Origin of the sequence: Kitasatospora sp. NPDC085879 (assembly GCF_040686255.1) — a bacterium.
Taxonomy (GTDB): Bacteria; Actinomycetota; Actinomycetes; order Streptomycetales; family Streptomycetaceae; genus Kitasatospora.
In genome coordinates this window covers 1-24,095 of the sequence record NZ_JBFBJZ010000067.1, presented here as the reverse complement: position 1 = coordinate 24,095, position 24,095 = coordinate 1, and the positions used below count along the sequence as shown (strand labels likewise).

Here is a 24,095-nt window from a genome sequence, read left to right as displayed (position 1 = left end):
CACCCTCAGGTGCCGGATCCGTCCACGGGCTGAACGGACCGGCCAGGCCAAGCCCGTCACAAACCTCGCCACCGCCGCCGCTCACAGGGGTTCAGGCGAGCAACCACAGCTTCGCCGTCGGCCACGCCGACCAGGTGGCCTACTACGCCGGCCGACATGCCCCGGTCGCCTGGCCGCACCAGGTCGGGGCGGTCCCAAACACCGCGCACTGCTTCCAGCGCCGGGCCGTTGTCGATACTCCCGACGCTCCTGCGCGCTGCCGGATACTGGTCGGCTCCGCTGGGGCCGGCAAGTCTCAGCTTGCCGCGAACGAGGCCCGCACTGCCTGGCAGGCCGGGCAACTCGGTCTGCTGGTCTGGGTGACCGCCGGCAGCCGCGCGGCGATCCTGACCGCCTACACCAGGCCATCGCCGAGATCACCGGTGGCGACCCGGCAGATCCGGAGCAGGGTGCGCAGGAGTTCCTCGCCTGGCTCCGGCCGGGCGGGGCCGGGGCGACGGTTCGCTGGCTGATCGTCCTGGACGGTCTGGTCGACCCCGACGACCTGCGCGGACTCTGGCCGCCGGACCAACCCGTGGGGCAGACCCTGGTCACCACCTGGCGCCGGGACTTGGCCCGCGAGGGGCTTGGCCGACAGGTGGTCACCGTGCCGTCGTTCAGCTCCGCCGAGGCCTTCGGCTACCTCACGGCGGTGCTCGCCGCGTTCGGCCGGGTCGAGCCGCCTGAGCAACTGGAGGCGCTCGCCGACGAGCTGGGGCACCTGCCGCTCGCGCTCGCGCAGGCGGCCGCCTACCTGGGCAGCACCGGTCTGAGTTGCGCCGACTACCTCCGCATGCTCTGCGACGACGGTCGGCGGCTGGCCAACCTCGTGCCTGACCCGGGCGGACTGCCGGACGAGCAGAGCCTGCCACTGCCATACGCCTGGGACCTCGCGCTGGAGCGCGCCGATGCCCTGGCGCCGGTCGGGACGGCGCGGATGCTGCTGGAACTGGCGGCGCCGCTGGCTTCCGACGGCATCCCGGCTGCCGTGCTGATCGCTGCGGTCAGGTACCTCGACCGGCAGCGGACCGACCGCCCGGCAGCGGACGCGGAGCCGGACGAGCGCGCCGACGAGACGCTCGCGCTGCTGCACCGGTGGAGCCTGCTCGACTACGACCCGACGGACCAGGACCGGTCGGTGCGGGTCCACCCGGTGGTGCAGCGAGCCGTCCGCGAGGGCGTGCCCGCGAGCCGGGCCGCAGAGCTGGCCGACGTGGCCGCCAGCCTGCTCTTCGTCGCGTCCCGGGCGTCGGCGGACGAGGCGAACTCGATGACGTTCTTCCTGGTTCCCCCGAGGGATCGGGCGCCGCACCTGCGTTCGCGCGCCCTCGATTTCCCTCCGGACGTGCTGCGCTCCAACGTCGAGGCGCTGACCCGCAATGCCCCGGCCATGATGCTGGGCGCCGGCGAGCCCGAGCTTCGGTACGGGTGGAGTACCGGTCAGGAGCTGCACGATCTCGTGCTCCGGGTGGGCGACACGCTGGCGGACGACGGCCGACCACAGGCCGCACTTGACTACTTCGTAGCGCTGCTGCCGACGACGGCCGACCGGCTGGGAGCCCGGCACGAGTCCGTGACGAAGCTGCGTGGCCGGATCGCGCGGCTGCGGGCGGAATCCGGCGACCTCACCGCCGCGATCACCGAGTACCGTCGGATGATCGGCGATCAACTCGCCCTGCTGGCCCCGGAGTACGAGCTGTATCCCTCCCAGCGAACCCGCCTGATCGAGGAGGTCGCCGAGCTGCGCTACCGCCTGGCCTACTGGCTCGAACAGACCGGTGACCTGCGAGGCGTCGCACGCGTCTATCGCGATCTGCTCGCCGATGACGGCTACATCGCGGCCGTCGACGGACGGACGGGCCCGCCCGACTCACTCTGCGCCGCGATGCCGCCGAGTGGCAGGGAAAGGCGGGAGACGCGGCCGGGGCAGTGGTCGTGTACCGCCAGCTCGTCAGCGAGCAGTTCCGCACGTGCGGGCCGGAGAACTCCGGCACCTTCGACACCCGTTTCAGCTTCGGCCACTGGCTGGGCGAGTCGGGCGACGCACGAGGGGCCGTGACTGTCCTGACCGACCTGCTCAACGACCAACTTCGCCTGGAGCAGCGCGAGATCGCCCAGGGCGGGGACATGTGGTCCAACCCGTACGCGGTAGTAACCAACATCGACCGGTCCGCAATCTTCCGCACCCGCGCCGCCCTCGCCCGCTGGCGCGGCCAGTCCGGCGACCCTCGCGGCGCAGTGGCTCTCCTCTCCGACTTGCTGAACGAGCAACTGCGTGTCCTCCGCCCAAACCATCCCGACCTCGCGACCACCCAACAGGCACTCACGTACTGGCAGGAACAATCCCGGGGCAGGGGGTGGCTACGAGGGAGGTAGCCGTCGCAGGCTGCTTACCGGTGGTTTACGGAGGAGGGAGAACTGTTCAATCCGGCGAAGGTAAGCACGACCAGATACCGATACCGGGGAACAATCATCCCGAGCCCGTGGCCCACTGCGGCATGAAGACCTGAACGACCCCAAGCGGGACTTGTGGAGAGCCCGGTGCCCGGAGACGGGCACGCCGGGTTCGGGAGGCGGCTCGGAGAAACCCACTGGTGGAGACACCAGCAGGGCGCCCCGAGTCGACCTCACCCGGTCCGCGCCACTGCTTGATCTTGTTGATACAGCCTTCGACCGGGATACGCTGCTGTCTGGCCGTGGTGGTCCGTGAGGACTACGTCCAAGGCCGCGGCTCGTCTGCGCCTCGGGCCTGATCCCTATACGCGGGGCGACGGCATAACGTGCTGCCCGAAGGCGAATCGTCCGCGTAAGGGGAGAGAGCATCAGCACCGCTGCACCGGTATCGCTGGTCACGGGCGGCAACAGGGGCATCGGCCGCGAAACCGCGCGCCAGCTCGCCGGACTCGGTCACGCCGTCCTGCTGTCCGCCCGCCATCCGGAGGACGCCGAACGGGCCGTCGCCGATTTGGCCCCCGGAGTGCCCGGCACGCTGCTGCCATGCCGCCTGGATGTGACCGACGCCGACGACATCCGTGCCCTCGCCCGTCGCGTGAAAGAGGAGTTTGGGCGCCTCGATGTCCTCGTCAACAACGCGGCCATCAACTACGACACCGCGCGTCGAGCCGCTTCCGCCGACCTCGATGAGGTCCGCCAGACCCTGGAGACCAACCTCTTCGGCGCCTGGCGGACCACGCAGGCGTTTTTGCCGCTGCTCCGCCGTTCACGCCACCCCCGCGTGGTGAACGTCTCCAGCGAATCCGGCTCCCTGGAGCTCATGTCCGGCGGCACCCCTGCCTATGGAGTCTCGAAGGCCGCCCTCAACGCCCTGACCCGCAAGCTCGCCGACGAACTGAGCGCCGAGCGGATTCTGGTCAACGCTGTGTGTCCGGGATGGATCGCCACCGACATGGGCGGCCCGGGCGGCGGCCCCGTCGACCAAGGCGCCGCCAGCATCGTCTGGGCTGCCACCCTGCCCGACTCCGGTCCCACCGGCGGCTTCTTCCGGAATGGCGAACCCCTGGCCTGGTAAAGGAAAAACCAGTGGTGCCGCCGTGAAGGCCCCGCCTGGGCCGTTTCCTTTTCGGGTCACCTCGCTGACCAGATGAAGATGGCGGCGAGGTGGAGTCCGGCGAGGTAGATGGTGGCGGCCTTGTCGTAGCGGGTCGTCAGTCTGCTGCCCGCCAGGCGGCTGACCTGGACCAGCATGTCCCTCGCACACGACTACAGCCGGCTACCGGCAGGTTCACCCTCCGACGGCGATGTGACTGATCAGAATGCGCTGCAGCTCGTCGACGACCGCCGGGACTGCGCCTGTGCGCCGGACGAACGATGTCCGTCGCAGGCCCAGTTCTTGGACAGCAGGCCTCAGCTCGACCGGGAAGCGGCTGTCCACTGCCGCCGCCGTGGTGAGTGTAGCCCCGAGCCCTTCGGCGACGAGGCCGTGAATCATGTTCAGATCGTCGGTGCGCATCAGCACCCGCGGGTCGAATCCAACCGAGCGGCACACGCGGCGCAGCACGCGGTCCGAGGCCTCGCTCTCGTTGCGGCTGCAGACCCAGTCCACGGCGGCGAGGTCCGAGAAGTCCAGCTCGGGAAGCTCTGCGAGCGTGCTGTCCCGGGCGACCAGTACTCGGTAGGGCTCTTCCAGGAGCACGGTCAGTTGTCGCACCCGGTCGGCTGCCACTTCTTGTCGGTTCGGCATCCATGCTCGAAGTATCCCAGTCCCCGACCTGCAGGGACTCCGATCCTCCGGCGGCATCCCGAAGCAACTGGCGCGGCGCCCACTCGGCATCCGTCCCACGAGAGGCCCCGGCTGGTCCGAGCAGTCTCGGCCGGGCCGGCTGCCGGCGACCTGCAAACGCACCCATGGAGTCACCTACTTCCATGGCTGACGGGCATCCGGTGGGCGGACGCCGCTACGTCGAACCCACCTGAAGGTCATAGCCCGACCACAAGAACTGCTCGTCCGGCTCCTCCCGTCGTTCCAGCACTCCCGCAGCGGCCAGCTGGAGAAGTACCTCATGGAGCGCTTTCCCCAACGGATTGTCAGACCAGAACACCCACTTGACCTTCGTGAAGGTGTCGGACTCGCCAAAGATCCCCAGCGAGCGGCCCACCTCGAAGGCGGCGCCGTCCCAGTCGGTCCAGCCAGTCAAGCCCTCGGAAAGATCCACAAAGTGATCCTGCCAGCACACACTCAAACCCGCCAGACGTTTCCGAGTGGGGACTGACGTTGTCGGTGTCGCGGGTCGGTCGGCGGCGACCGCGAGCAGGCGGTCGCTCGCCTTCGGCGCGGCGGCGTTCGCCACGTCGTCGGCCGCCTCCTCCCCCCGTTGCCGTCAGCCGCACGGCGGGTTGGTGGCCGCATCGAGAGGGGCGGAACCTGGCGGGGGCATAGGGACGCAGTGAGCAGCACTGCCGCGTAGAGCGGTGGCGGCGGCCGTCACCGCGGCGATGTACAGCCATCGGATTCGCAGGAGTGCTGGTAGGGCGAGCAGTTCACGGATCGGGCCGGGCCGGGAAGCGTCGACGCGGCGGCGCGTCCGCGCCGTCGGCCACGCCGAGCTGGGTGCCCTGGGGGGTGCTTCGCTGGTAGGCGGCGACGAAGCGCTCGGAGCGGATCGCCCGTTCGACGATCTCGACCTGTTCGTCCAGGGAGGGGACTCCGACCGCCTGCAGGCGCGTTGCCGGGCCGGTGGGCCTGTGCGGGGGTGCACCGTTGCCGCTCCGAAAGGCCGGGGCGGCCGGACCCGGCGCAGGGTTACGGCCGCCCGAGCACGGCGGTACCAGGGTCGGTCATGCGGCCTGTGGTGCGGGCCGTCGTGGACGATGAAGCTCCCCGGCTCGGGACCAGTCCGAGGATGTGGACCAGGCCGCCATCCGGCCGACGGGCCGGTCACTGCGGGTGGTGAGCTACTTCCACTCCACACCCTTCACCGACAGCTTCGTGGCCCCGTATGCGTCGGTGGCCAGTACCTTCGCCGGGCTACCGTCCTGAGGCACCTCGACGACCGCCGTGACGGCCCACACTTCCTCGAGGCTGGCCCACTTGCGGGCGCCCCCGCCCAGCAAGGTGTCGGAGTCGCTTCCGGCATTCAGGTTGATCCAGTTGGCCGGGGTGGCGCCGCGGACCCGGTGGGTACCTTCGAGGGTGCAGGTGACGAGGGAGTCGCCGTTGTCCAGGCGGAACACCGGCAGCTCGCCGCCCACCGCACGGTACGAGAAGGTGCGTTGCAGGCGGTCGTCGTTCCAGCCGTTGAAGTAGTCCACCAGCTTGCTGGTGAAGTCCCCCCGTTCGAAGTCGGGGCTGTCGGGCCTGCCGGCCGGGACAGTGAAGCTCAGGTACTGCGCGTAGTGTCCGCACACACCGCTCGCGGCGGCCGGCGCCGCGGACAGCCCGACGGCTCCGGATGCTTCCCGTGCGAGGGGCGGCATGACTTCCGGACGCACGGTGATCACCCCTTCCTTCGGGGACGGTGACGGCGCCGGGCTCGCCGTTCGCACCGGCGCTTCGGTCAGCACCCAGGCGGACGCGACCGCCTTCCACTTCCCTCCGTCAGCGGCGCGCGTGAAGTGGATCAGGTAGGAGCTCCGGTCCGTCTCCTTTCCCTCCACCTTGCTCAGCACGGCGAAGGCCCGGGGAGCCGGCTGTCCCGGTGCGGCCTGCGGGATCAAGTACGTCGGGCGGACGTAGCGACGAGGCGCGTCCGCGTCGCCTCGGGCCTTGCGCAGCCGCCCGTCGGCCTGGCTCTCCTCCAGCAGCGGGCCGCCTTCGACCTCTCCAAGGGCTGCGCTGTCGCCGTTCTCCTGGGCGGCGACGCTCTCGCGAGCGAACCGTTCGAACACGTCCTGCGCCTGAGCTTCCGTCAGCGCAGGAATCACGGTGCCCGCAGCGCTGCTGGCCGAAATGCCCGGTGCTTGCCCGGGTCCTGCGGCGGGAGCGCAGCCAGTCATGACCGCCCCGATGAGGACCATTGCCCCGGCCGTCCTTCGCGCGCGCGTGTGCGCAGCCATATCGATGCTCCCCCGACGGTCCATCAGCTGTGCGTGAGCGTAGCAACACGGGCATGTCGGGGAAGCTAGAGGTCCGCAGGCCGGCTCGGCTGGTGTCGCTGGTCGGGCCCGCGCGAAGGTGCCGGTGCGGTCGACGCAGAGGATCGCGCCGAGGAGGTCGCGCAGGTCGTGCTCGGGTGGGCGGCTGAAGGCCAGGGCGCGTGCGGTGCGAGTCGTGCGGGCGGGCGGGCGACGGATGTCCGCTCGGCCACGGCCAGCGGCCGTAGCCTGCCGTTGTGCCCGCCCCGTTCCGGAACGGGGCTGGGCTGACCGCCGCCACGCCCGACCGGCCAAGCGAGGACCCCCGCGCGCGTTCCACACGGTGGAGGAGTCACGTCCAGTGTCGCCGGAAACCGCGCGGGCGCAGGTCCATCGCATCGTCCAGGGCCTCGGCCATAGTCGGGATGCTGAACAGCAATCTCCCCGTCGACTTCTACGTCAGCGCTGCCCTCCTCGCGGCACACTGGCTCGGGGCCGCGGTTCTGCCGTGACGGACCGGTCAGCGGACATGCTCCCCGGAGTCGCCCGGACGAGCAGGGCCGGCCGACCGGTCGGCAAGGAAGTCGCGGTACACCTCCAGCGCTGCCGGGAACACCGACGGGTCGGCCGTGCTCGGCCACTGCTGCACCTCGGATTCGGCCCAGGCGGACCACCGCTCGAGCATGCCGATGTAGTCGAGGACGAAACGGCCGACGAGCGCGTTGATGTGCATGCGCTGGGGGAAGGGGTTGGGGCCCTCGACGTACGAGCGGGAGACGGCCACCGCCTCGTCGTGCATGGCCGAAGCGTGTTCCCGCAGGCTGCGCACCGCTGCGAGCAGGTCCTCCTTGGAGCCCTGCTCGGCGAACATGGCCCGCACCAGGGCCTCCGACTCGAACATCGGGGGGTCGCACGGCGCGCCGAGCCACTCCCGCAGGGCTCGGCGGCCGGCCGCAGTGATCGTGTAGACGGTGCGCCTGCGGCCCCTGGCGATCTCGGGTTCGGCCGTGGCCAGGCCGTGGGCGACCAGGTTCTTCGGTTCGTCGTAGATCGCCCGCTCCGCCCGCGGCCAGATGTAGTGAAGGCTGCGCTTCATCTGGCGCGCCAGGCCGTACGCGGAGTAGGGCTGTACGGAGAGCAGCCCCAGGACCGTGAAGGATGTGGACGTCAGCTGCTTCACGGGCACCCCTTGACCCCCTTGACAACTAGGGAAAGAATGATACTGCAAATTGCAGTATTGCCGGAGGGCCGCCTCATGACCATCGATGAAGCCGCCGTGCGGGAGTTCGAGGAAGGCGTTCGCGGGGTGCTGATACGCCCCGGCGATGCCGACTACGACAGTGCCCGGCAGGTCCACAACGGAATGATCGACCGGAAACCCGCGTTGATCGCCCGATGCGCCGGCGTCGGCGATGTCATCGACACGATCCGGTTCGCCCGAGCCTCTGATCTGCCCATCGCTGTCCGTGCCGGTGGCCACAACGTCACCGGGCGCGCGGTCTGCGACGACGGGATCGTCATCGACCTCAGCGCGATGAGAGGCATTCGGATCGACCCCTCGGCCCGGACGGTCCGCGTCGAGGCTGGGCTGACCTGGGGCGAGGTCAACCACGATCTCCAGCACTTCGGGCTCGCGGCCACCGGCGGGTTCGTCTCCACGACGGGTGTGGCCGGCCTGACACTCGGCGGAGGTCTCGGCTGGCTGGTCCGCAAGCACGGCCTGGCCTGCGACAACCTCCTGTCCGCGGACATGGTCACGGCCGACGGCCGGTTCCTGACCGCGAGCGAGGAGGAGAACGAGGACCTCTTCTGGGCCCTTCGCGGTGGCGGCGGCAACTTCGGCGTGGTCACATCCTTCGAATTCCGGGTGCACCCGGTCGGTACCGCGCTCGCCGGCCTGCTGGTCCATCCCATAGCTCGGGCGCCGGAAGTCCTCCGCTTCTGGCGGGACTACGCGGCCCAGGCACCCGAGGAACTCACCGACGGGTTCCTGCTGTTCACCGCGCCGCCCGCCCCGTTCATTCCCAAGGCCGCGCACGGCGCCCCGGTCGTCGGCGTGTACGCAGTCTACGCAGGCGACCTGAGCACGGGCGAGAGCGTCCTGAGGCCGCTGCGCGAGTTCGGTCCGCCGGTTGCCGACATCATCCAGCCCATGCCCTACAGCTCCGCCCAGACCATGGCTGACTGGATGTGGCCGCGCGGCCTCCGGAACTACTGGAAGTCCGGCTTCCTGGCCAGGCTGAGCGACGACGCCATCGACGCCATCATCGAGGGCTTCGCCACGGCCCCGTCGCCCATGACCACCGCGCTCGTCGAACACAACGGTGACGGCGCGCTGAACCGGGTGGCCCCCGACGGGACCGCATTCGGCCACCGGGACTGGTCATTCAACTTCCTCGCCACCTCCCTGTGGCCGGACCGCGCGGACACCGACGCCAACATCGCCTGGACACGAGCCTATTGGGACGCGGTCCGGCCGTTCACCACGGACGGGGTCTACATCAACTACCTGGGGGCCGAAGGAGAGGAGAGGGTGCGCGCGGCCTACGGCGCCGACTACGACCGGCTGGTCGCCGTCAAGGACACCTACGACCCCGAGAATGTCTTCCGCCTCAACCAGAACATCGCTCCGGCCGGCCGCGCAGCGGCTGCCTGATGGACCCGTGAGAGTACCGGAGCGGCCAGTGCGTGAACGGCCGGGGACGCCGGCTTCTCGGGCTGGGACACCGCGCACCCGCACCGGACCGGCCCGGCATGGCCTCCGCCGGAGCCGGGCCGGTTCAGCGTCGACTGCCGCCAGCAGGCTGCTCACCTCGGCGATCGCCTCCGGGGCCCATGACCGCCACGGCCTGGACGGCGGGCGCCTCCGCGACTCGTTGCGATGTCAACCGAGTGGGGAATCGGGAGCCGAACTGGGGACCTTCCTTTGCTCGCCGATCCTCATCACCGCCAGGGAGGGTGAAGTCGAGCACCGCCGAACGCCCTCGCCGCCCAGCCGCATGCCGAGTAGGTGAGAGAGCTGCGCGGCGCGGGTCGGTGTGCTCAACGGGCGGTCGCGACTGTCCGCTCGTAGGGGGCGACGGCTGTCTCCAGGGTGTCGGCGAGGTCGGCGGCGCGGGGACGGCAGCGGGGGTCTGCGTCGAGGGCCGGGGTGAGGATGTCGGCCAGGGCGGGCCAGGGTGCGGGGTCGGCGCGCAGGGACAGGGTTGCGGTACCGATGGCGGTGCGCAGTTCGGTGGTGGTGGCGGTGCGCAGGTTGATGCCCGCGGCCGTGTAGATGCCCGCGGCCGTGTAGTCGAGGGGCCAGTGGCCGGTGGCGGCGGTCCACAGGGCGGCGGCGAGGGCGTAGACGTCGCTGGTGTAGGCGGGGTGGACGGTGGTGCCGGCGGCGAGGGGGCGGGCGAGTTCGGGGGCTTCCAGGTGGACGAGGCCTCCTTCGAACGGGGTGTTGAGGCCGGGATGCGGCAGGGGGCGGGGGCCTTGGGCGGCGGCGAGGTCGATGAGGCGGGGGCCGTCCGCGGTGTGGATGCAGTGCGCGGCCTGCAGGTCGGCGTGGACCCAGCCGAGCCGGTGGAGTTCGGCGACCGCCCGGCAGAAGCCTGCCGCCGCGCCGAGCATGGCGGCCTGCTGCGCCGGGTCGGCGGTGCCGGTCCGGGCGGGGGCGAACACCTCATGGGTGGAGGGCCCGTCGAACCAGGGGGTGGCGGTGAAGCCGTCGCCGTCGATCAGCGGAACCCGGGGGGTGGGGGTCTGCTGGGCGAGGGCGCGCAGCACGGCGGCCTCGCGGAGGGGGCGAGGATGTCGGGGGTGTCGGGGATCTCGACGGCGAGATGTTGGCCGGGGTGGGCGTCGGGGCCTCCGGTGGCGGCGGTGCGCCAGACCTGGACGCCGCGGCGGTGGGTGATCAGCGCGGTGTCGGTGAGGGGTCCGGTGCGGTCGGCGAGGCGGGCGGTGACGGCGGGGTCCATCGCGGGTGCGGGGTTGGGGTTCATGGCGTGTCCTGGGAGAGGTGTTGCGCGGCCCAGGCCTTGACGGCGGGCCAGCCGGCGGCGGCGTTGCGGAGGTTGGTGGGGGTGCCGGTGATGGCGGCGAGCAGGTCGCGGCCGTCGTCGTCGACGGTCGCGATGGTGTCGGCGAGGCCTGGGGTGGCGGTGAGGAAGCGCGGGTCGCGCGGGCGGACGGCCGGGCGCAGCGACAAGAAGGTGAGGGGTGGGACGGGGAGGGGGTGGCCGTGGCGGCCGGTGGCGTGTTCGCCGTGCCAGAACTTGCCGACCATGATTCCGGCGGGGGCGTAGAGGTGTTTGAGGGCCCAGTGCGGCCAGTCGAGGTGTTCGCGGTCGGCGCCGCGGAGGACGACGTTCTCGCACACCAGGTGGCCGCGGGGCCGGTTGGCGAGGGTGCGGACCCTTCGGCGGCGTGGACTGCGGCGGCGAACACGGCCGCCTCAATGTCGGCGGGGTCCGCGTCGGTCTCGAGGGTGTAGGTGGTCCAGGCGGTCAGGCCGCGGTGGAGGGACGGGGCGAGGTAGGGGCAGTGATGCCCTTGAGCCAGGGGTCTCCGTGGCGGTCCTGCCGGTGGCGCGCTTGCCTGCGGACTCGTGCGCATCGTTGGCCGCCACCGCGCCGGCCTACGGGAACCCCTCACCCTCAGGGACGACGACGATGACATGCCTCACTCTGGGACGTCCACCCCAAACGAGCTGGACGTTCACGGCAGACCACGTCCCCTGGTCGCCCGGACCCGTGAGCGCCACCAGCAGATCCACGAACGCATCGAACGTGGCGACAGCCTGCGTGCCATCGCCCGTGAACTCCGCCTCAGCCGCGGCACCGTCCTGCGTTTCGCCCGCGCCGCCGACGTGGAGCAACTCCTCGTCGCGGCGACCCACCGTCCGAGCGTGATCGACGACTACCGGCGCTACCTGTACCACCGGTGGATGGAAGGCTGCACCAACGCCGCCGCACTCACCAGGGAGATCCAGCAACTGGGCTACCGCGGTGACGTCAACACGGTCCGGCGCCATCTGCGGCCCTACCGCACCGGAGCGATCCCGGCGGGAGGCCCCGCTGCACCACCTGACCGTCCGCCACGTCACAGACTGGATCATGCGCCGACCTGAGCGGCTCGACGACACCGAACGCAAGTGCCTCGACGACCTGTGTGAACGCAGCCCGGCCCTGGCCACGACCACCCAGTACGCCCGGCGCCTGGCCACCATGGTCCGCGAACGCCGCAGCGAGCACCTGGCCCTCGACGTCTGGCTCGCCGACGTCCGCCTCGACGGGCAACCAGAACTCCGCACCCTGGCCGGCGGCATCCGACGTGACCGCGCAGCCGTTCTCGCGGCCCTCACCACGACGCTCACCTCGGGAGCGGTCGAGGGCAACGTGACCAGGATCAGGCTGTTGAAGAGGCAGATGTACGGCTGGGCCAACTTCGACCTCCTACGCCGCCGCATCCTCCTCTCGCCGTGATCAACCAGCACAGACCCCTCAATCAGCGACAGAGTAGTCCGGGGGCCTTGAGGCCCCACCCTGGTGGACCGAAAATCTGGGTGGGGCCGTCCAGTTGACGTCGATTTCGGCTTGGCGCTTTTCGAGCCCGCGACAGAGTAGGACGGCGGGAGTCCATCGACAGGCACCCAGAAGTGTTGCTTCGAGCACGCGTACTAGCCTCTCCCGCCTGCCGGGCTCCCCTGGATGGTCCCGCCCTGCACGACGCGGACGCCAAGGGGGCACCATGGACGTGATCCACGAGAGATGCGCCGGGATCGATATCAGCAAGACGGCCGTGAAGGTCTGCCTGCGCATGCCGACCGTCGGCAAGCGGCGCCGCAGCGAGGTACGGGTCTTCTCCACCATGACCCGGGACCTGCTGGCGATGAAGGATTGGCTGCTGGCCGAGGGTGTCACCCTGGTCGGCATGGAGTGCTGGCTGCTGAACGCCCGCCACATGAAGACCGTGCCGGGGCGCAAGACCGACGTCGCGGACTCCGAGTGGATCGCCAGGCTGCTGGAGCACGGCCTGGTCCGCCCCTCGTTCGTGCCGCCGCAGCCGATCCGTGAACTGCGGGACACCACCCGCTACCGCACCGAGATCGTCCGCGAGCGCACCCGCGAGATCCAGCGACTGGAGAAGCTGCTGGAGGACGCCGGGATCAAGCTCTCCTCGGTGGTGTCCGACATCGTCGGCAAGTCCGGAAGGGCCATGCTGGAAGCCCTTGTCGCCGGCGAGCGCGACCCGCTGGTGCTCGCGGAACTGGCGCTGCGGCGCATGCGCGGCAAGCGCGAGATCCTCGCCCAGGCGCTGACCGGCCGCTTCACCGGCCACCACGCGTTCCTCGTCCGTGCGATGCTCGACCGCATCGACGCCTGCACCGCGATGGAAACCCGGCTCAGCCAGCGCATCGACGCACAGGTTCGACCCTTTCGCCGCCGCATCGAGCTGCTGACCACGATCCCCGGCATGAACACCCGCGCAGCCGAGGTGGTCCTCGCGGAGATCGGCGCGGACATCGCCCGGTTCCCGAGCGCCGCCGACCTGGCCTCCTGGGCCGGGGTCTGCCCCGGCAACCACGAGTCCGCCGGCAAGCGCGCCACCGGCAGGACCCGCCACGGAGACCCCTGACTCAAGGGCATCCTCGGTCAGGTCGCCTCCTCGGCCTCCCGATCCAGAGGCACCTATCTCAACGCTCGCTACCGACGCATCGCCTCACGCCGCGGCAAGAAGAGAGCCCTGGTCGCCCCCGAACACACCATCCTGATCGCTGAGTGGCACATGTTCACCAACGACATCGAGTACCACGACCTCGGCGGGGACTACTTCCTCGAACGCACCGGAAAGACCAGGCAGACCCGACGACTGGTGAGCCAACTGACCCAACTCGGCTACCAAGTAACGCTGCAGCCCGCAGACGTCGCCTGACCTGCCCAAACGGGCCACGAACGGGGGATTTTCGTACCAGCCATCTTCCTGACACGCTCGGAGCAGACGGATCGCGAGCGAGTCGGCCGGGCGGACGGCGAGGCCGACGCGGAGGGTGTGGGTCAGGGGGCCGGGGGCTCGGAGTGGTGGTCGCGGAGCCAGCGGCGGTAGGCCGGGCTGCGGTCGCCGGCGGCGCGGTGGGCGTCGGTGGCGCGGGTGGCCAGGGTGGGACCGAGGCGGGCGAGCGGGCCGGAGCGGTGCCAGGCAAGCAGGTGCCGGTACCAGAGCGGGTTGCCGGCGATCGCTCGGACCGCGATGCCGGGCGATTCCTCGAAGGTGGCCTGACACAGGCTCACCGCGTGGCCGGCCCGGATCAAGTCCAGCAACAGCCGTCCCTCGACCTCGTGGACGGTGCGCATCCGGTGGCCGGTGGTGAGGAAGGTGGTGGACCAGTACTCGCGGATGCGGTCGTCGTCCGGGTGCGGGGAGGCCCAGTCCTCGTCGGCGAGTTCGTCCAGGGTGACCTCCTCGTGGGCGGCCAGCGGGTGGTCGGCGGGCAGGGCGAGGAAGAGCGGTTCGGTGGCGATCGGGTGCAGGGCGACTCCGGGCCTGGGGGCCAGTTCGTAGCCGGGGCTGTCGCCGACCACGGCGAGGTCGAGCCGGCCGTTGGCGACGTCGTCGACCAGCGGGACGGAGGATCCCTGTCCGCGCGAGACGATCCGGGCGGCCGGGTGGTGCTCCTTGAGGGCGGTGACCAGCCCGCCCAGCAGCGGGACGTTGACGGAGCCGAGGCGGAAGTTCGGGACGGGGGTGGCGGAGCGGGCGGCCAGCGCGGAGCTGCCCAGCAGGTCGTCGACGGTCGGCAGGATGGAGCGGGCTCGGGCGAGCACGGCCTCGCCGAAGGCGGTCGGCACCGCGCCGGAGGGCCGGCGGTCGAAGAGGGGCCCGCCGAGCAGGTTCTCGATCCGGCGCAGCTGCGTGCTCAGCCCGGGCTGGGTGAGGCGCAGGGCGGCCGCGGCACGGCTGAGGCTGCCGGCTTCGGCGATGGCGCAGATGATCCGCAGGTGCCGTATCTCGAGCTCCATAACCGGATGTTATGGGGCGGTGATGGCTCCCGGAAGAGCCGGTGAACCCTCAATCTAGTCCCACATATGAAATGTCACATCTCATAGGGAGCATGACATGCGGGGACGAAGAGCCCGCCTCGCCCTGGCGGCGGCCCTCGGGCTGCTGCCGGCCGCGGCCTGTACGAGCACCGCCGGCACCGGGGCCGGCGCCGACGCCGCTCCGGTCAGGGGCGGCACGCTGCACGTGCTGTCCAGCACCGACCTGGAGCACCTCGACCCGGCCCGCGCGTACGTCACCTCCACCCAGGACGTCGGCCGCCTGATCTACCGCACGCTGACCACCTTCGCGCCCGCCCCCGGCGACGCCGGCGGGAAGATCGTGCCGGACCTGGCCACCGACACCGGCCGGCCCGGCGACGGCGCGAGGACCTGGACCTTCACCCTCAAGGAGGGCGTGACGTTCGAGGACGGCCGGGCCATCACCAGCAAGGACGTCAAGTACGGCGTCGAGCGGACCTTCGCCGCCGAGCTCCCCGAGGGCCCGCCGTACGCCCGGATGTGGCTGGCCGGCGGCGAGACGTACAAGGGCCCGTACAAGGACCCGGGCGGGCTCGCCTCGATCGAGACGCCCGACGAGCGCACCGTCGTGTTCCGGCTCAACCGACCGGTGTCCGACTTCGGCTCGGCGGTGTCGCTGCCGATGTTCGCCCCGGTGCCGCAGGACAAGGACACCGGCGTGGGCTACGACAACCGGCCGTTCTCCTCCGGCCCGTACAAGATCGAGAAGTTCGAGCCGAAGAAGCAGCTCACGCTGGCCCGCAACACCTCCTGGGCCCAGGGCACCGATGCCGTCCGCAAGGGGCTGCCGGACAAGGTGGTGATCGACCTCAACCTGGACGCGGCCGTGGTCGACCAGCGGCTGATCGCCGGTCAGGGCGAGGACGCGAACGCGGTCGCCCTGGAACCGATCGGCCCCGCCTCGGTCGGGCGGGTGGTGAACGACCCGCAGCTGAAACAGCGCCTGGTCACCGGCGAGTCGATCAACACCCGGTTCCTGAGCATCAACACCCGGCGCAAGCCGCTGGACGACGTCCGGGTCCGGCAGGCCATCGCGTTCGCGCTCGACAAGGACGCGCTACGCACCACCCGGGGCGGCCCGATCGCCGGCGACCTGGCCACCACCCTGCTGCCGCCCACCCTGCCCGGCTACGCGGCCGAGGACCCCTACCCGAGCAAGGACGGAAAGGGCGACCCCGAGAAGGCCAAGGCCCTGCTCGCCGAAGCGGGCCACTCCGGCGACCTGGTGCTGACTCTGGACGCCCCGGCGACCGCCGGCGGCAAGGCGCAGGGCGAGGCGGTGCAGGCCTCGCTGGCCCGGGCCGGGATCACCGTGAAGATCAACGAGATCAGCTCCTCGGCGTACTACTCCACGGTCGGCAGCCCCGCCCGGGAGCACGACCTGGTGCTGGACGGCTGGACGCCCGACTGGCCGGGCGCCTCCACCTACCTGCCGATCCTGTTCGACGGCCGGCTGATCACCGGCGAGGGCAACAACAACCGCGCCCAGTACGACTCCGCCGAGGTGAACGCGCGGATCGACGCGATCGCCGCGACGGGCGACCCGGCCGCCGCCACCGCCGCGTACGGCGAGCTCGGCAAACAGATCATGAAGGACGCGCCGGTGGTTCCCTTCCTGTGGGACAAGGCCGCCGTCCTCACCGGGCCGAACATCACCGGCGCGTACGGGCACACCGCCTACGTCGGCCGGCTCGACCTCGTCTCGCTGGGACTGCGCAGGTGACGGTGGTGCGAAGGCTGCTGGCCCAGCGCTCGGCGGCGCTCGCGCTGGCCGTGGCCGGCCTGCTGGTACTGGTCGCGCTCGCCGCCCCGCTGATCACCTGGCTCGCCGGCTCCTCCCCGACGGCGTTCCACGGTGAGGCGGTGGACCCGGCACTCGGCGGGCTGCCGCGCGGGGCGCTGGGCGGAATCGGCGCCGGGCACTGGCTCGGCGTGGAGCCGGTCAACGGCCGGGACGTGCTGGCCCGGGTGGTGTACGGGGCGCGGGTGTCGCTGCTGATCGCCGTGCTGGCAACAGCGTTGTCGGTACTGCTCGGGACGGCGCTCGGCCTGCTGGCCGGTTTCCTCGGCGGCTGGGCGGACGCCCTGATCGGCCGGCTGATGGACCTGCTGATGTCCTTCCCCGCGCTGATCTTCATGATCGCGCTGATCTCGGCCGCCCCCGGCACCGACCGGCGGCTGCTGCTCGTGGTGGTGCTCGGCTTCTTCGGCTGGCCGTACGTCGGGCGGATCGTCCGCGGGCAGGCGATGGTGCTGGCCCGGGGCGAGTTCGTGGCGGCGGCCCGGGTGCTCGGCGCGTCCCGGCGGACCCTGCTGCTGCGCGAGGTGCTGCCCAACCTGACCGGCCCGGTGCTGGTGGTGGCGACCATGTCGATCCCGTCCTGCATCGCCACCGAGGCGGGCCTGTCGTTCCTCGGTGTGGGTGTGCAGCCGCCGACCCCGAGCTGGGGCCAGATGATCGCCACCGCCGTCCCCTGGTACGCCGCCGACCCGGCCTACTTCCTGATCCCCGGCGCCTTCCTGTTCGCCACCGTGCTCGCCTTCAACGTGCTGGGCGACGCGGTGCGCGACGCGCTCGACCCCCGGAGCCAGCGACGATGATCCTCTATCTGCTGCGAAGGCTGGCCGTCACGGCGGCCATCCTGGTGGTGATCTGTGCCGCCACCTTCGCGATCTTCTACCTGATGCCCGCCGACCCGGCGCAGGGTGCCTGCGGCAAGGCGTGCAACCCGGAGCGGCTCGCCCAGATCCGCGCCACGCTGGGGCTGGACCGCTCCCCGCTCACCCAGTTCGGCGACTACCTCGGCGGGATCTTCGCCGGGCGGACGTACGGCACCGGGGCGAACGCCGTCCAGTGCCCCTTCCCCTGCCTGGGGTTCAGCTTCCAGACCGACCAGCCGGTCTGGCAGTTGCTGACCGGCCGACTGCCCGTCAGCATCTCGATCGCCGTCGGCGCGGCCGTGCTCTGGCTGGCCGTCGGAGTCACCGCCGGCGTGGTGTCCGCGCTGCGGCGCGGCAGCCTGTGGGACCGCGCCGCGATGACCGCGGCGCTGGGCGGCGTCTCGCTGCCGATCTACTTCACCGCGCTGGTCCTGCAGTACCTGCTGGTGGTCGAGCTCGGCGTACTGCCCTACCCCCGGGTGGTCCCGTTCACCGAGGACCCGGCCGGCTGGGCGCAGTCGATGGTGATGCCCTGGATCACCCTCGCCATGCTGTACGCCGGGGTGTACGCCCGGATCACCCGCGGCGAGATGCTCGACAGCCTCGGCCAGAACTACGTCCGCACCGCCCGCGCCAAGGGCCTGCCGGAGACCACGGTGATACGGCGGCACGCGCTGCGGCCCGCACTGATGCCGATCGTCACCATCTTCGGCATGGACCTCGGCGCGCTGCTCGGCGGCGCCCTGATCACCGAGTCGGTGTTCGGCCTGCCCGGCGTCGGCAAGCTGGCCGCCGACGCCATCGCCGGCGCCGACCAGCCGGTGATCCTCGGGGTGACGCTGTTCGCCGCCGCCTTCGTGGTGCTCGCCAACCTGGTCGTCGACCTGGTCTACGCCGTGCTCGACCCGAGAGTGAGGGCCGTCGGATGACCCTGTTGACCGTACGTGACCTGACGGTCGACTTCGCCTCCGGTGTGCGCGCCGTGGACGGGCTGGACCTGGAGCTGGACGCCGGGGAGGTGCTCGGCGTGGTCGGCGAGTCCGGCAGCGGCAAGTCCGTCACCAGCCTGGCGGTGCTCGGGCTGCTGCCGACCGGCGCCACCGTGGGCGGTGAGATCCGCTTCGACGGACAGGAGTTGACCACGCTCGACCGGCGCTCGCTGCGCCGGCTGCGCGGGAACCGGATCGCCATGGTGTTCCAGGACCCGCTGTCCTGCCTCAACCCGTACTACCCGGTGGCCTTCCAGATCGCCGAGGCGTACCGGGCGCACCACCGGGCGAGCCGGAAGGACGCCCACCGGGTCGCCGTCCGGATGCTGGAGCAGGTCGGCATCCCCGAGCCCGAGCGGCGGGCCCGCGCCTACCCGCACGAGTTCTCCGGCGGGATGCGGCAGCGGGTGATGATCGCGATGGTGCTCTGCCTGGAGCCCGACCTGCTGATCGCCGACGAGCCGACCACCGCGCTGGACGTCACCGTCCAGGCGCAGATCCTGGACCTGCTGCGGGAGCTGCGGGAGCAGGCCGGCACCGCGATCATGCTGATCACCCACGACATGGGCGTGGTCGCCGGGCTCGCCGACCGGGTCGTGGTGATGAACGACGGGCGCGCGGTCGAGCACGGCACCGTCCACGACGTCTTCCAGCGGCCGCAACAGGCCTACACCCGCGGCCTGCTGGCGTGCGTTCCGCGCGTCGACGGGCCGCTCCCGCACCGGCTGCCCACCCTGGAGGCGACCGCATGAGCGAGCGAACAGTCGGGTCCGGCGCGCTGTTGGAGACCCGTGACCTGGTCAAGCGCTTCCCTGTCCGGCACGGCCTGACCCGGCGTCTGGCCGGTCACGTCACCGCCGTGGACGGCGTGGCGCTGCGGGTCGAGGCGGGCGAGACGCTCGGACTGGTCGGCGAGTCCGGCTGCGGCAAGTCCACGGTGGCCCGGCTGCTGACCCGGCTGGAGCGTCCCACCTCGGGCTCCATCCGCTTCGGCGGGCAGGACCTCGCCGAGCTCGTCGAGGTGGAACTCGGGCCGGTCCGCCGCGAGTTGCAGATGGTCTTCCAGGACCCGTTCTCCTCGCTCAACCCCCGGCAGACCGTCCGCCGGATCCTCGCCTCGCCCTACCGCTACCAGGGCCTCACCCCCGACGAACCGGTGGAGGCGCTGCTGGAGCGGGTCGGGCTGAAGCCCGAGCACGCCGACCGCCACCCGCACGAGTTCTCCGGCGGGCAGGCTCAACGCATCGGCATCGCCCGGGCGTTGGCGCTGCGACCGAAGCTCGTGGTGTGCGACGAGCCGGTCTCGGCGCTGGACGTCTCGGTGCAGGCCCAGATCCTCAACCTGCTCAAGGACCTCCAGGACGAGTACGGCCTCGCCTACCTGTTCATCGCCCACGACCTGGGCGCCATACGCCAGATCAGCACCCGGATCGCCGTGATGTACCTCGGCTCGGTCGTGGAGACCGCCGACCGGGACACCCTGTTCGACTCCCCCGCCCACCCGTACACCCGCGCCCTGCTGTCGGCCGTGCCGCTGCCCGACCCGGACGCCGAACGGGCACGCCGGAGGATCGTGCTGCGCGGCGACCTGCCCAGCCCCCTCGACCCGCCCAGCGGCTGCCGCTTCCGCACCCGCTGCCCGAAGGCGACGGACCTCTGCGCGGCCGAACGGCCCGTCCTGGCGGCCATCAACCCCGGACACGAAGTCGCCTGCCACCATCCGGAGACCACCAAGTGATCCTCGACAGCCACCGCCTGCCCGGGCTCGCGGTGACCGACCACAACTTCACCGTCCCGCTCGACCACGCCGACCCCCGCGGCGCGTCGATCGAGGTCTTCGCCCGCGAGCTGGTCGACCCGGCCCGAGCCGGCGGGCAACTCCCGTGGCTGCTCTACCTCCAGGGTGGCCCGGGCGGGAAGTCCCCGCGCCCGCAGAACGCCACCGCGGGCTGGCTCGGCCACGCCCTGAAGACCCACCGGGTGCTGCTGCTCGACCAGCGCGGCACCGGCCGCTCCACCCCCGTCACCGCTCGCGCGGCCGCCCGGTTCCGCTCCGCCCGGCAGCTGGCCGACCACCTCGCCCTGCACCGGGCCGACGCGATCGTCGCCGACGCCGAGCTGATCCGGCGCGAACTGTGCGGCGACCGGCCATGGGAGACCCTCGGCCAGAGCTACGGCGGATTTCTGACCCTCAGCTACCTCTCCTTCGCGCCCGAGGGCCTGCACGCCTGCTACGTCACCGGCGGCCTGCCCGGCCTGGCCGCCACCGCCGACGACGTGTACGCCGCCACCCACCCCCGGGTGCGCGCCAAGGTCACCGCCCACTACGACCGGTACCCCGGCGACCGTGAGCTGCTCCGGCGGATCGCGGACCTGCTGGACCACCACTCGGTCCACCTCCCCGACGGCGACCGGCTGACCGTCCGCCGGCTGCGCACCCTCGGCCTGCTGCTGGGCATGGGCGAGGGCTCCACCCGGCTGCACTGGCTCCTGGACGAGGCGCTCGACACCGACGGCGAGCCGTCCGCAGGCTTCCTGCACCAGGTGATGCAGCTGACCGCCTTCACCGAGAACCCGCTGTTCGCCGTCCTCCAGGAGTCCATCTACGGCCAGTGGGGCACCGCCACCGGCTGGGCCGCCGCCCACGCCCTGGCCGCCCACCCCGAGTTCGCCGAGGACGCCGACCCGCTGCTGCTCACCGGCGAGATGGTCTACCCCTGGATGTTCCGCGAGATCACCGGACTGCACCCGTTCGCCGAGGCCGTCCACCTGCTCGCCGAACGCACCGACTGGCCGGACCTGTACGACCCGGCCCGGCTCGCCGCCAACCGGGTACCGGTGGCCGCCGCGGTCTACCACGACGACATGTACGTGGACGCCGGGCTGTCATTGCGCACCGCCCGCTCGGTCGGCTCACTGCGGGCCTGGGTGACCAACGAGTGGGAGCACGACGGCGTGACCGCCTCCGGCGGCCGCGTCCTCGCCCGCCTGATGGACCTCGCCGCCGACCGGATCTGACCTCGCCCCCACCGATTCGAAGGAGAGAGATGGGACTCCGTTCCTTCAGCGCCGCGCTCGCCGTGGCCCTGCCGCTGGCCACCGCCACCCCCGCGCTCGCCGACACCACCGGCTCTCGCACCGCCTCCGACCTGACCGCCTCCCCCGCCGCCTGCGCCCTGCCCGGCCGGACCGGCTGGACCGACGAGGGCCACGACACCGACCACGCGCAGTTCCAGCCGTCCGTCGGCACCCGGCACGTGCTGATGCTGTTCGTCGACTTCCCGGACGCCCCGGCCACCGGTGAGCTGGCCGACTACCACCGGCAACTCGCTCCGGCCGCCGACTGGTTGAAGGAGGACTCGTACGGCCGGACTCGCCTCGACATCACGCCGCTGAACCACTGGCTGCACATGCCGCAGGACTCCGCCTCGTACGGCTTCCAGCGCGGCATCACCTTCGAGCAGCACGAGCAGTACGTGCGGCAGGCGGTGGCGGCCGCGGAGCCGTACACCGACCTGTCCCGGTACGACATGCTCTACATCGTCCCGACGAAGACCGCCTCGGCGATCAGCTTCTCCCCCACCTACCTGTACGACCCGACCACCCCGGGCATCGTCGCGGGCGGCAAGCGGCTCAAGTGGGCGGTGACGTACGGCCAGGACATGTACCACTGGGGCCCGAAGGTCGCCGCGCACGAGACGTCCCACACCTTCGGCCTGCCCGACCTGTACGCCTTCTCCGGCACCGACTACCACCGGTACGTCGGCGGCTGGGACCTGATGGGCCTGATCTCCGGGCCCGCGCCCCAGCACCTGGGCTGGGAGCGCTGGAAGCTCGGCTGGATCGACGACGACCAGGTGGCCTGCCTGCCCTCCTCCGGCCGCCGCACCGTCCACCTTTACGCGGTCGAGCGCCCCGGCGGCACCAAGATCGCGGTGATCCGCACCGGCGAGACCACCGCGTACGTCGCCGAGTCCCGCCGGGCGCTCGGCGGGGACGCCGGGGCCTGCTCCACCGGCGTGCTGATCTACAAGGTGGACAGCGCCGCGCAGACCGGGGAGGGCCCGCTCCAGGTGGTCAACGGCAACCCGAACGCCGGCGTGCCGGACGGCTGCAAGCCGATCGACCTGGCCGCCTTCGGGCCCGGCCAGTCCTTCACCGACCCCGCCACCGGCGTCCGGATCGACATCGGTCGGCGCGGTCCGCTCACCGACACGATCACCGTCGCCCGGCGGTAACCCGCCCCTGATCTCGCGCCGGGCGCCGCTGGGTGTCCCCCACGGCTGAAGCGGCCCCCGGCGCGACCACCCCCACCCGTCCTCTCCCCCAGGAGGCACTCCCGTGACAGCCACCGTCAGACTCGCGCGGCCACTGGCCGCACTGCTCGCCGTGATCGGCGCGCTGGTCCTGCTCGTCACCCCCACCGACCGGGCCTCGGCCGCCACCGCGGCCTCCTCCTGCGCACTCTCCGGCACCACCGGCTGGACCGACGAGGGCCACTGGACCGACTACGGTCGGTTCCAGCGGCCGATCGGCACCAAGCGCGTCCTCACCCTCTTCGTCGACTTCCCCGACGCCCCCGCCGACGGTCCCACCTCCACCTACACCTCCCAGCTCACCCCCGCCGCCGACTGGATGTGGAACGCCTCGTACGGCCGCACCTGGCTGGCCGTCAGCCCGCTCGACCGCTGGCTGCGGATGCCGCAGCCCTCCACCGCGTACGGCTTCCAGCGCGGCATCACCTTCGAGACGCACGAGGCGTACGTGCGGGACGCCGTCGCGGCCGCCGACCCGTACACCGACTTCTCCCAGTACGACCTGGTCTATGTCGTCCCGCCGAAGACCGCCACGGCGATCAGCTTCACCCCCACCTACGTCTGGGACCCGTCCACCTCGGGAGTCCGGGCCGACGGCACCCGGATCAAGTGGGCGGTGACCTTCGGTCAGGACATGTGGTACTGGGGCCCGAAGATCGCCGACCACGAGACCGGACACACCTTCGGCCTGCCCGACCTGTACTCCTTCACCGGCGACCAGCACGTCTACGTCGGCGGCTGGGACCTGATGGGGAAGATCGGCGGCCCGGCGCCACAGTACGTCGGCTGGGAGGGCTGGAAGCTCGGCTGGATCGACGACAACCAGGTCACCTGCCTGTCCGGCCCCGGCTGGACCAACGTCGACCTGACCGGTGTGGAGTACGTCGGCGGCACCAAGATCGCGGTGATCCGCACCAGCGCCACCGCCGCGTACGTCGCCGAGTCCCGCCGGGCCGCGTACACCGACGCTCGCCCCTGCTCGACCGGTGTGCTGATCTACAAGGTCGACACCTCGGTACAGACGGGCACCGGCCCGGTCCGGGTGGTCAACGGCAACCCGAGCACCACCCCGCCCGCCGGCTGCACCTCGCTCGACATGGCCGCCCACCGCGTAGGCCAGAGCTTCACCGACTGGGACGCCCGGGTGCAGATCTCCGTGCGCAGCAGCGGCCAGTACGGCGACTCGATCCAGATCAGCAAGTGGTGACCGCCGGGCGCTGACACGACGCCTCCCGCGGCCGGACAGCCGCGGGAGGCGCCTGCCGCCCCGTACCGCCGGATCCGGAGTGCCGACGGCGGACGCGTCGAGCTTGTGCGGTGGAGGTCCATGACGCACTCCGCGGCGGTCTGCGCGACGCCTGCCGACACACCGTCACCATCACCCGGGACAACGGTCGCACCTCCCGCACCGAGGTGTACCTCTTCGCCCGGTTCGCCCCCGACGGGCGCTTCCAGTGCGTCGAGGAGACGACCCTCCTCGTCGCAGGCCA

Annotated in this window: 21 protein-coding genes and 3 pseudogenes; 16 read left to right on the top strand and 8 right to left on the bottom strand. The window is 71.4% G+C overall.

The features are described 5' to 3' along the window. Positions 1–637 precede the first annotated feature (637 nt). From AB0P35_RS34150 to AB0P35_RS34140, 3 genes are all read left to right on the top strand, one after another. Positions 638–2,098, top strand: a complete 1,461-nt coding sequence (locus tag AB0P35_RS34150) for a hypothetical protein (RefSeq protein WP_363518664.1) — start codon at positions 638–640, stop codon at positions 2,096–2,098. Then, on the top strand, positions 2,095–2,415 hold the full coding sequence (locus tag AB0P35_RS34145; RefSeq protein ID WP_363518662.1) for a hypothetical protein: 321 nt from the start codon (positions 2,095–2,097) through the stop codon (positions 2,413–2,415). The genes AB0P35_RS34150 and AB0P35_RS34145 overlap by 4 nt, the downstream gene beginning before the upstream one ends. Before the next feature lie 445 nt (positions 2,416–2,860). Continuing rightward, entirely contained in the window at positions 2,861–3,568 is a 708-nt protein-coding gene (locus AB0P35_RS34140; RefSeq protein WP_363518695.1) for an SDR family oxidoreductase, read from the top strand. 213 nt (positions 3,569–3,781) lie between these two features. On the opposite strand, the gene AB0P35_RS34135 is transcribed toward AB0P35_RS34140, so the two are convergent. Further along, positions 3,782–4,222: a LysR substrate-binding domain-containing protein gene (locus AB0P35_RS34135; RefSeq protein ID WP_363518659.1), complete on the bottom strand. Its 441-nt coding sequence runs from the start codon at positions 4,220–4,222 to the stop codon at positions 3,782–3,784. 97 nt (positions 4,223–4,319) lie between these two features. Here AB0P35_RS34135 and AB0P35_RS34130 point away from each other — a divergent pair. After that, positions 4,320–4,427, top strand: a pseudogene (locus AB0P35_RS34130) (IS630 family transposase); the annotation flags it as partial. A gap of 27 nt (positions 4,428–4,454) precedes the next feature. On the opposite strand, the gene AB0P35_RS34125 reads toward AB0P35_RS34130, so the two are convergent. From AB0P35_RS34125 to AB0P35_RS34115, 3 genes are all read right to left on the bottom strand, one after another. Continuing rightward, on the bottom strand, positions 4,455–4,847 hold the full coding sequence (locus tag AB0P35_RS34125) for a hypothetical protein (protein ID WP_363518656.1): 393 nt from the start codon (positions 4,845–4,847) through the stop codon (positions 4,455–4,457). Positions 4,848–5,451: 604 nt separating this feature from the next. Next, positions 5,452–6,513, bottom strand: coding sequence for a hypothetical protein (locus tag AB0P35_RS34120; protein ID WP_363518701.1), 1,062 nt, complete (start codon positions 6,511–6,513; stop codon positions 5,452–5,454). Between the two features lie 577 nt (positions 6,514–7,090). Then, positions 7,091–7,750, bottom strand: coding sequence for a PadR family transcriptional regulator (locus tag AB0P35_RS34115; protein WP_363518653.1), 660 nt, complete (start codon positions 7,748–7,750; stop codon positions 7,091–7,093). Between the two features lie 36 nt (positions 7,751–7,786). On the opposite strand from AB0P35_RS34115, the gene AB0P35_RS34110 reads away from it, so the two are divergent. Beyond that, on the top strand, positions 7,787–9,226 hold the full coding sequence (locus tag AB0P35_RS34110) for an FAD-binding oxidoreductase (protein ID WP_363518651.1): 1,440 nt from the start codon (positions 7,787–7,789) through the stop codon (positions 9,224–9,226). A 386-nt stretch (positions 9,227–9,612) separates the two neighbouring features. Here AB0P35_RS34110 and AB0P35_RS34105 read toward each other — a convergent pair whose 3' ends face one another. From AB0P35_RS34105 to AB0P35_RS34095, 3 genes are read right to left on the bottom strand one after another with little or no spacing between them, the layout of a single operon-like run. Beyond that, a complete protein-coding gene (locus AB0P35_RS34105; protein ID WP_363518648.1) occupies positions 9,613–10,344 on the bottom strand; it encodes a hypothetical protein in 732 nt (243 codons plus the stop codon). Further along, positions 10,296–10,562, bottom strand: coding sequence for a hypothetical protein (locus AB0P35_RS34100; protein ID WP_363518645.1), 267 nt, complete (start codon positions 10,560–10,562; stop codon positions 10,296–10,298). Before AB0P35_RS34100 ends, AB0P35_RS34105 begins: the two co-directional genes overlap by 49 nt. Beyond that, a complete protein-coding gene (locus tag AB0P35_RS34095; protein WP_363518642.1) occupies positions 10,559–10,939 on the bottom strand; it encodes a hypothetical protein in 381 nt (126 codons plus the stop codon). The genes AB0P35_RS34100 and AB0P35_RS34095 overlap by 4 nt, the downstream gene beginning before the upstream one ends. 297 nt (positions 10,940–11,236) lie before the next feature. Between AB0P35_RS34095 and AB0P35_RS34090 the strand changes: the two genes are divergently transcribed. The 3 genes and pseudogenes from AB0P35_RS34090 (at position 11,237) to AB0P35_RS34080 (ending at position 13,494) form a co-directional block, all read left to right on the top strand. Further along, the gene (locus AB0P35_RS34090) at positions 11,237–11,689 is read left to right on the top strand and encodes a hypothetical protein (RefSeq protein ID WP_363518640.1); all 453 of its coding nucleotides are present in this window, start codon (positions 11,237–11,239) and stop codon (positions 11,687–11,689) included. Beyond that, complete coding sequence (locus AB0P35_RS34085) at positions 11,676–12,044, top strand: transposase (RefSeq protein WP_363518637.1); 369 nt, start codon at positions 11,676–11,678, stop codon at positions 12,042–12,044. The genes AB0P35_RS34090 and AB0P35_RS34085 overlap by 14 nt, the downstream gene beginning before the upstream one ends. Before the next feature lie 265 nt (positions 12,045–12,309). After that, positions 12,310–13,494: pseudogene (locus AB0P35_RS34080) on the top strand (IS110 family transposase). Between the two features lie 122 nt (positions 13,495–13,616). On the opposite strand, the gene AB0P35_RS34075 reads toward AB0P35_RS34080, so the two are convergent. Beyond that, on the bottom strand, positions 13,617–14,579 hold the full coding sequence (locus tag AB0P35_RS34075) for a LysR family transcriptional regulator (RefSeq protein ID WP_363518634.1): 963 nt from the start codon (positions 14,577–14,579) through the stop codon (positions 13,617–13,619). 97 nt (positions 14,580–14,676) lie between these two features. On the opposite strand from AB0P35_RS34075, the gene AB0P35_RS34070 reads away from it, so the two are divergent. The 8 genes and pseudogenes from AB0P35_RS34070 (at position 14,677) to AB0P35_RS34035 (ending at position 23,812) form a co-directional block, all read left to right on the top strand. After that, positions 14,677–16,362, top strand: a complete 1,686-nt coding sequence (locus tag AB0P35_RS34070; RefSeq protein WP_363518632.1) for an ABC transporter substrate-binding protein — start codon at positions 14,677–14,679, stop codon at positions 16,360–16,362. 5 nt (positions 16,363–16,367) lie between these two features. Then, positions 16,368–17,240, top strand: a complete 873-nt coding sequence (locus AB0P35_RS34065) for an ABC transporter permease (RefSeq protein ID WP_363518630.1) — start codon at positions 16,368–16,370, stop codon at positions 17,238–17,240. Then, complete coding sequence (locus AB0P35_RS34060) at positions 17,237–18,229, top strand: ABC transporter permease (protein ID WP_363518628.1); 993 nt, start codon at positions 17,237–17,239, stop codon at positions 18,227–18,229. Before AB0P35_RS34065 ends, AB0P35_RS34060 begins: the two co-directional genes overlap by 4 nt. Then, a pseudogene (locus tag AB0P35_RS34055) lies at positions 18,226–18,996 on the top strand (ABC transporter ATP-binding protein); the annotation flags it as partial. The gene AB0P35_RS34060 and the pseudogene AB0P35_RS34055, both read left to right, overlap by 4 nt. 41 nt (positions 18,997–19,037) lie before the next feature. Beyond that, complete coding sequence (locus tag AB0P35_RS34050; protein ID WP_363518625.1) at positions 19,038–20,027, top strand: oligopeptide/dipeptide ABC transporter ATP-binding protein; 990 nt, start codon at positions 19,038–19,040, stop codon at positions 20,025–20,027. Beyond that, positions 20,024–21,307, top strand: coding sequence for an alpha/beta fold hydrolase (locus AB0P35_RS34045; RefSeq protein WP_363518623.1), 1,284 nt, complete (start codon positions 20,024–20,026; stop codon positions 21,305–21,307). The genes AB0P35_RS34050 and AB0P35_RS34045 overlap by 4 nt, the downstream gene beginning before the upstream one ends. Positions 21,308–21,336: 29 nt before the next feature. Beyond that, positions 21,337–22,527 (top strand): M6 family metalloprotease domain-containing protein, encoded by a 1,191-nt coding sequence (locus AB0P35_RS34040; protein ID WP_363518621.1) that lies wholly within the window; start codon positions 21,337–21,339, stop codon positions 22,525–22,527. 103 nt (positions 22,528–22,630) lie between these two features. Further along, on the top strand, positions 22,631–23,812 hold the full coding sequence (locus tag AB0P35_RS34035) for a M6 family metalloprotease domain-containing protein (protein ID WP_363518619.1): 1,182 nt from the start codon (positions 22,631–22,633) through the stop codon (positions 23,810–23,812). Positions 23,813–24,095: the final 283 nt, after the last annotated feature.

Excerpts from the sequence above, each read along its gene's own strand:
- AB0P35_RS34040 (WP_363518621.1), top strand. The coding sequence starts at position 21,337 with ATGGGACTCCGTTCCTTCAGCGCCGCGCTCGCCGTGGCCCTGCCGCTG.
- AB0P35_RS34075 (WP_363518634.1), bottom strand. The coding sequence starts at position 14,579 with ATGGAGCTCGAGATACGGCACCTGCGGATCATCTGCGCCATCGCCGAA.
- AB0P35_RS34120 (WP_363518701.1), bottom strand. The coding sequence starts at position 6,513 with ATGGTCCTCATCGGGGCGGTCATGACTGGCTGCGCTCCCGCCGCAGGA.
- AB0P35_RS34060 (WP_363518628.1), top strand. The coding sequence starts at position 17,237 with ATGATCCTCTATCTGCTGCGAAGGCTGGCCGTCACGGCGGCCATCCTG.
- AB0P35_RS34100 (WP_363518645.1), bottom strand. The coding sequence starts at position 10,562 with ATGAACCCCAACCCCGCACCCGCGATGGACCCCGCCGTCACCGCCCGC.
- AB0P35_RS34090 (WP_363518640.1), top strand. The coding sequence starts at position 11,237 with ATGCCTCACTCTGGGACGTCCACCCCAAACGAGCTGGACGTTCACGGC.
- AB0P35_RS34110 (WP_363518651.1), top strand. The coding sequence starts at position 7,787 with ATGATACTGCAAATTGCAGTATTGCCGGAGGGCCGCCTCATGACCATC.
- AB0P35_RS34070 (WP_363518632.1), top strand. The coding sequence starts at position 14,677 with ATGCGGGGACGAAGAGCCCGCCTCGCCCTGGCGGCGGCCCTCGGGCTG.
- AB0P35_RS34050 (WP_363518625.1), top strand. The coding sequence starts at position 19,038 with ATGAGCGAGCGAACAGTCGGGTCCGGCGCGCTGTTGGAGACCCGTGAC.
- AB0P35_RS34085 (WP_363518637.1), top strand. The coding sequence starts at position 11,676 with ATGCGCCGACCTGAGCGGCTCGACGACACCGAACGCAAGTGCCTCGAC.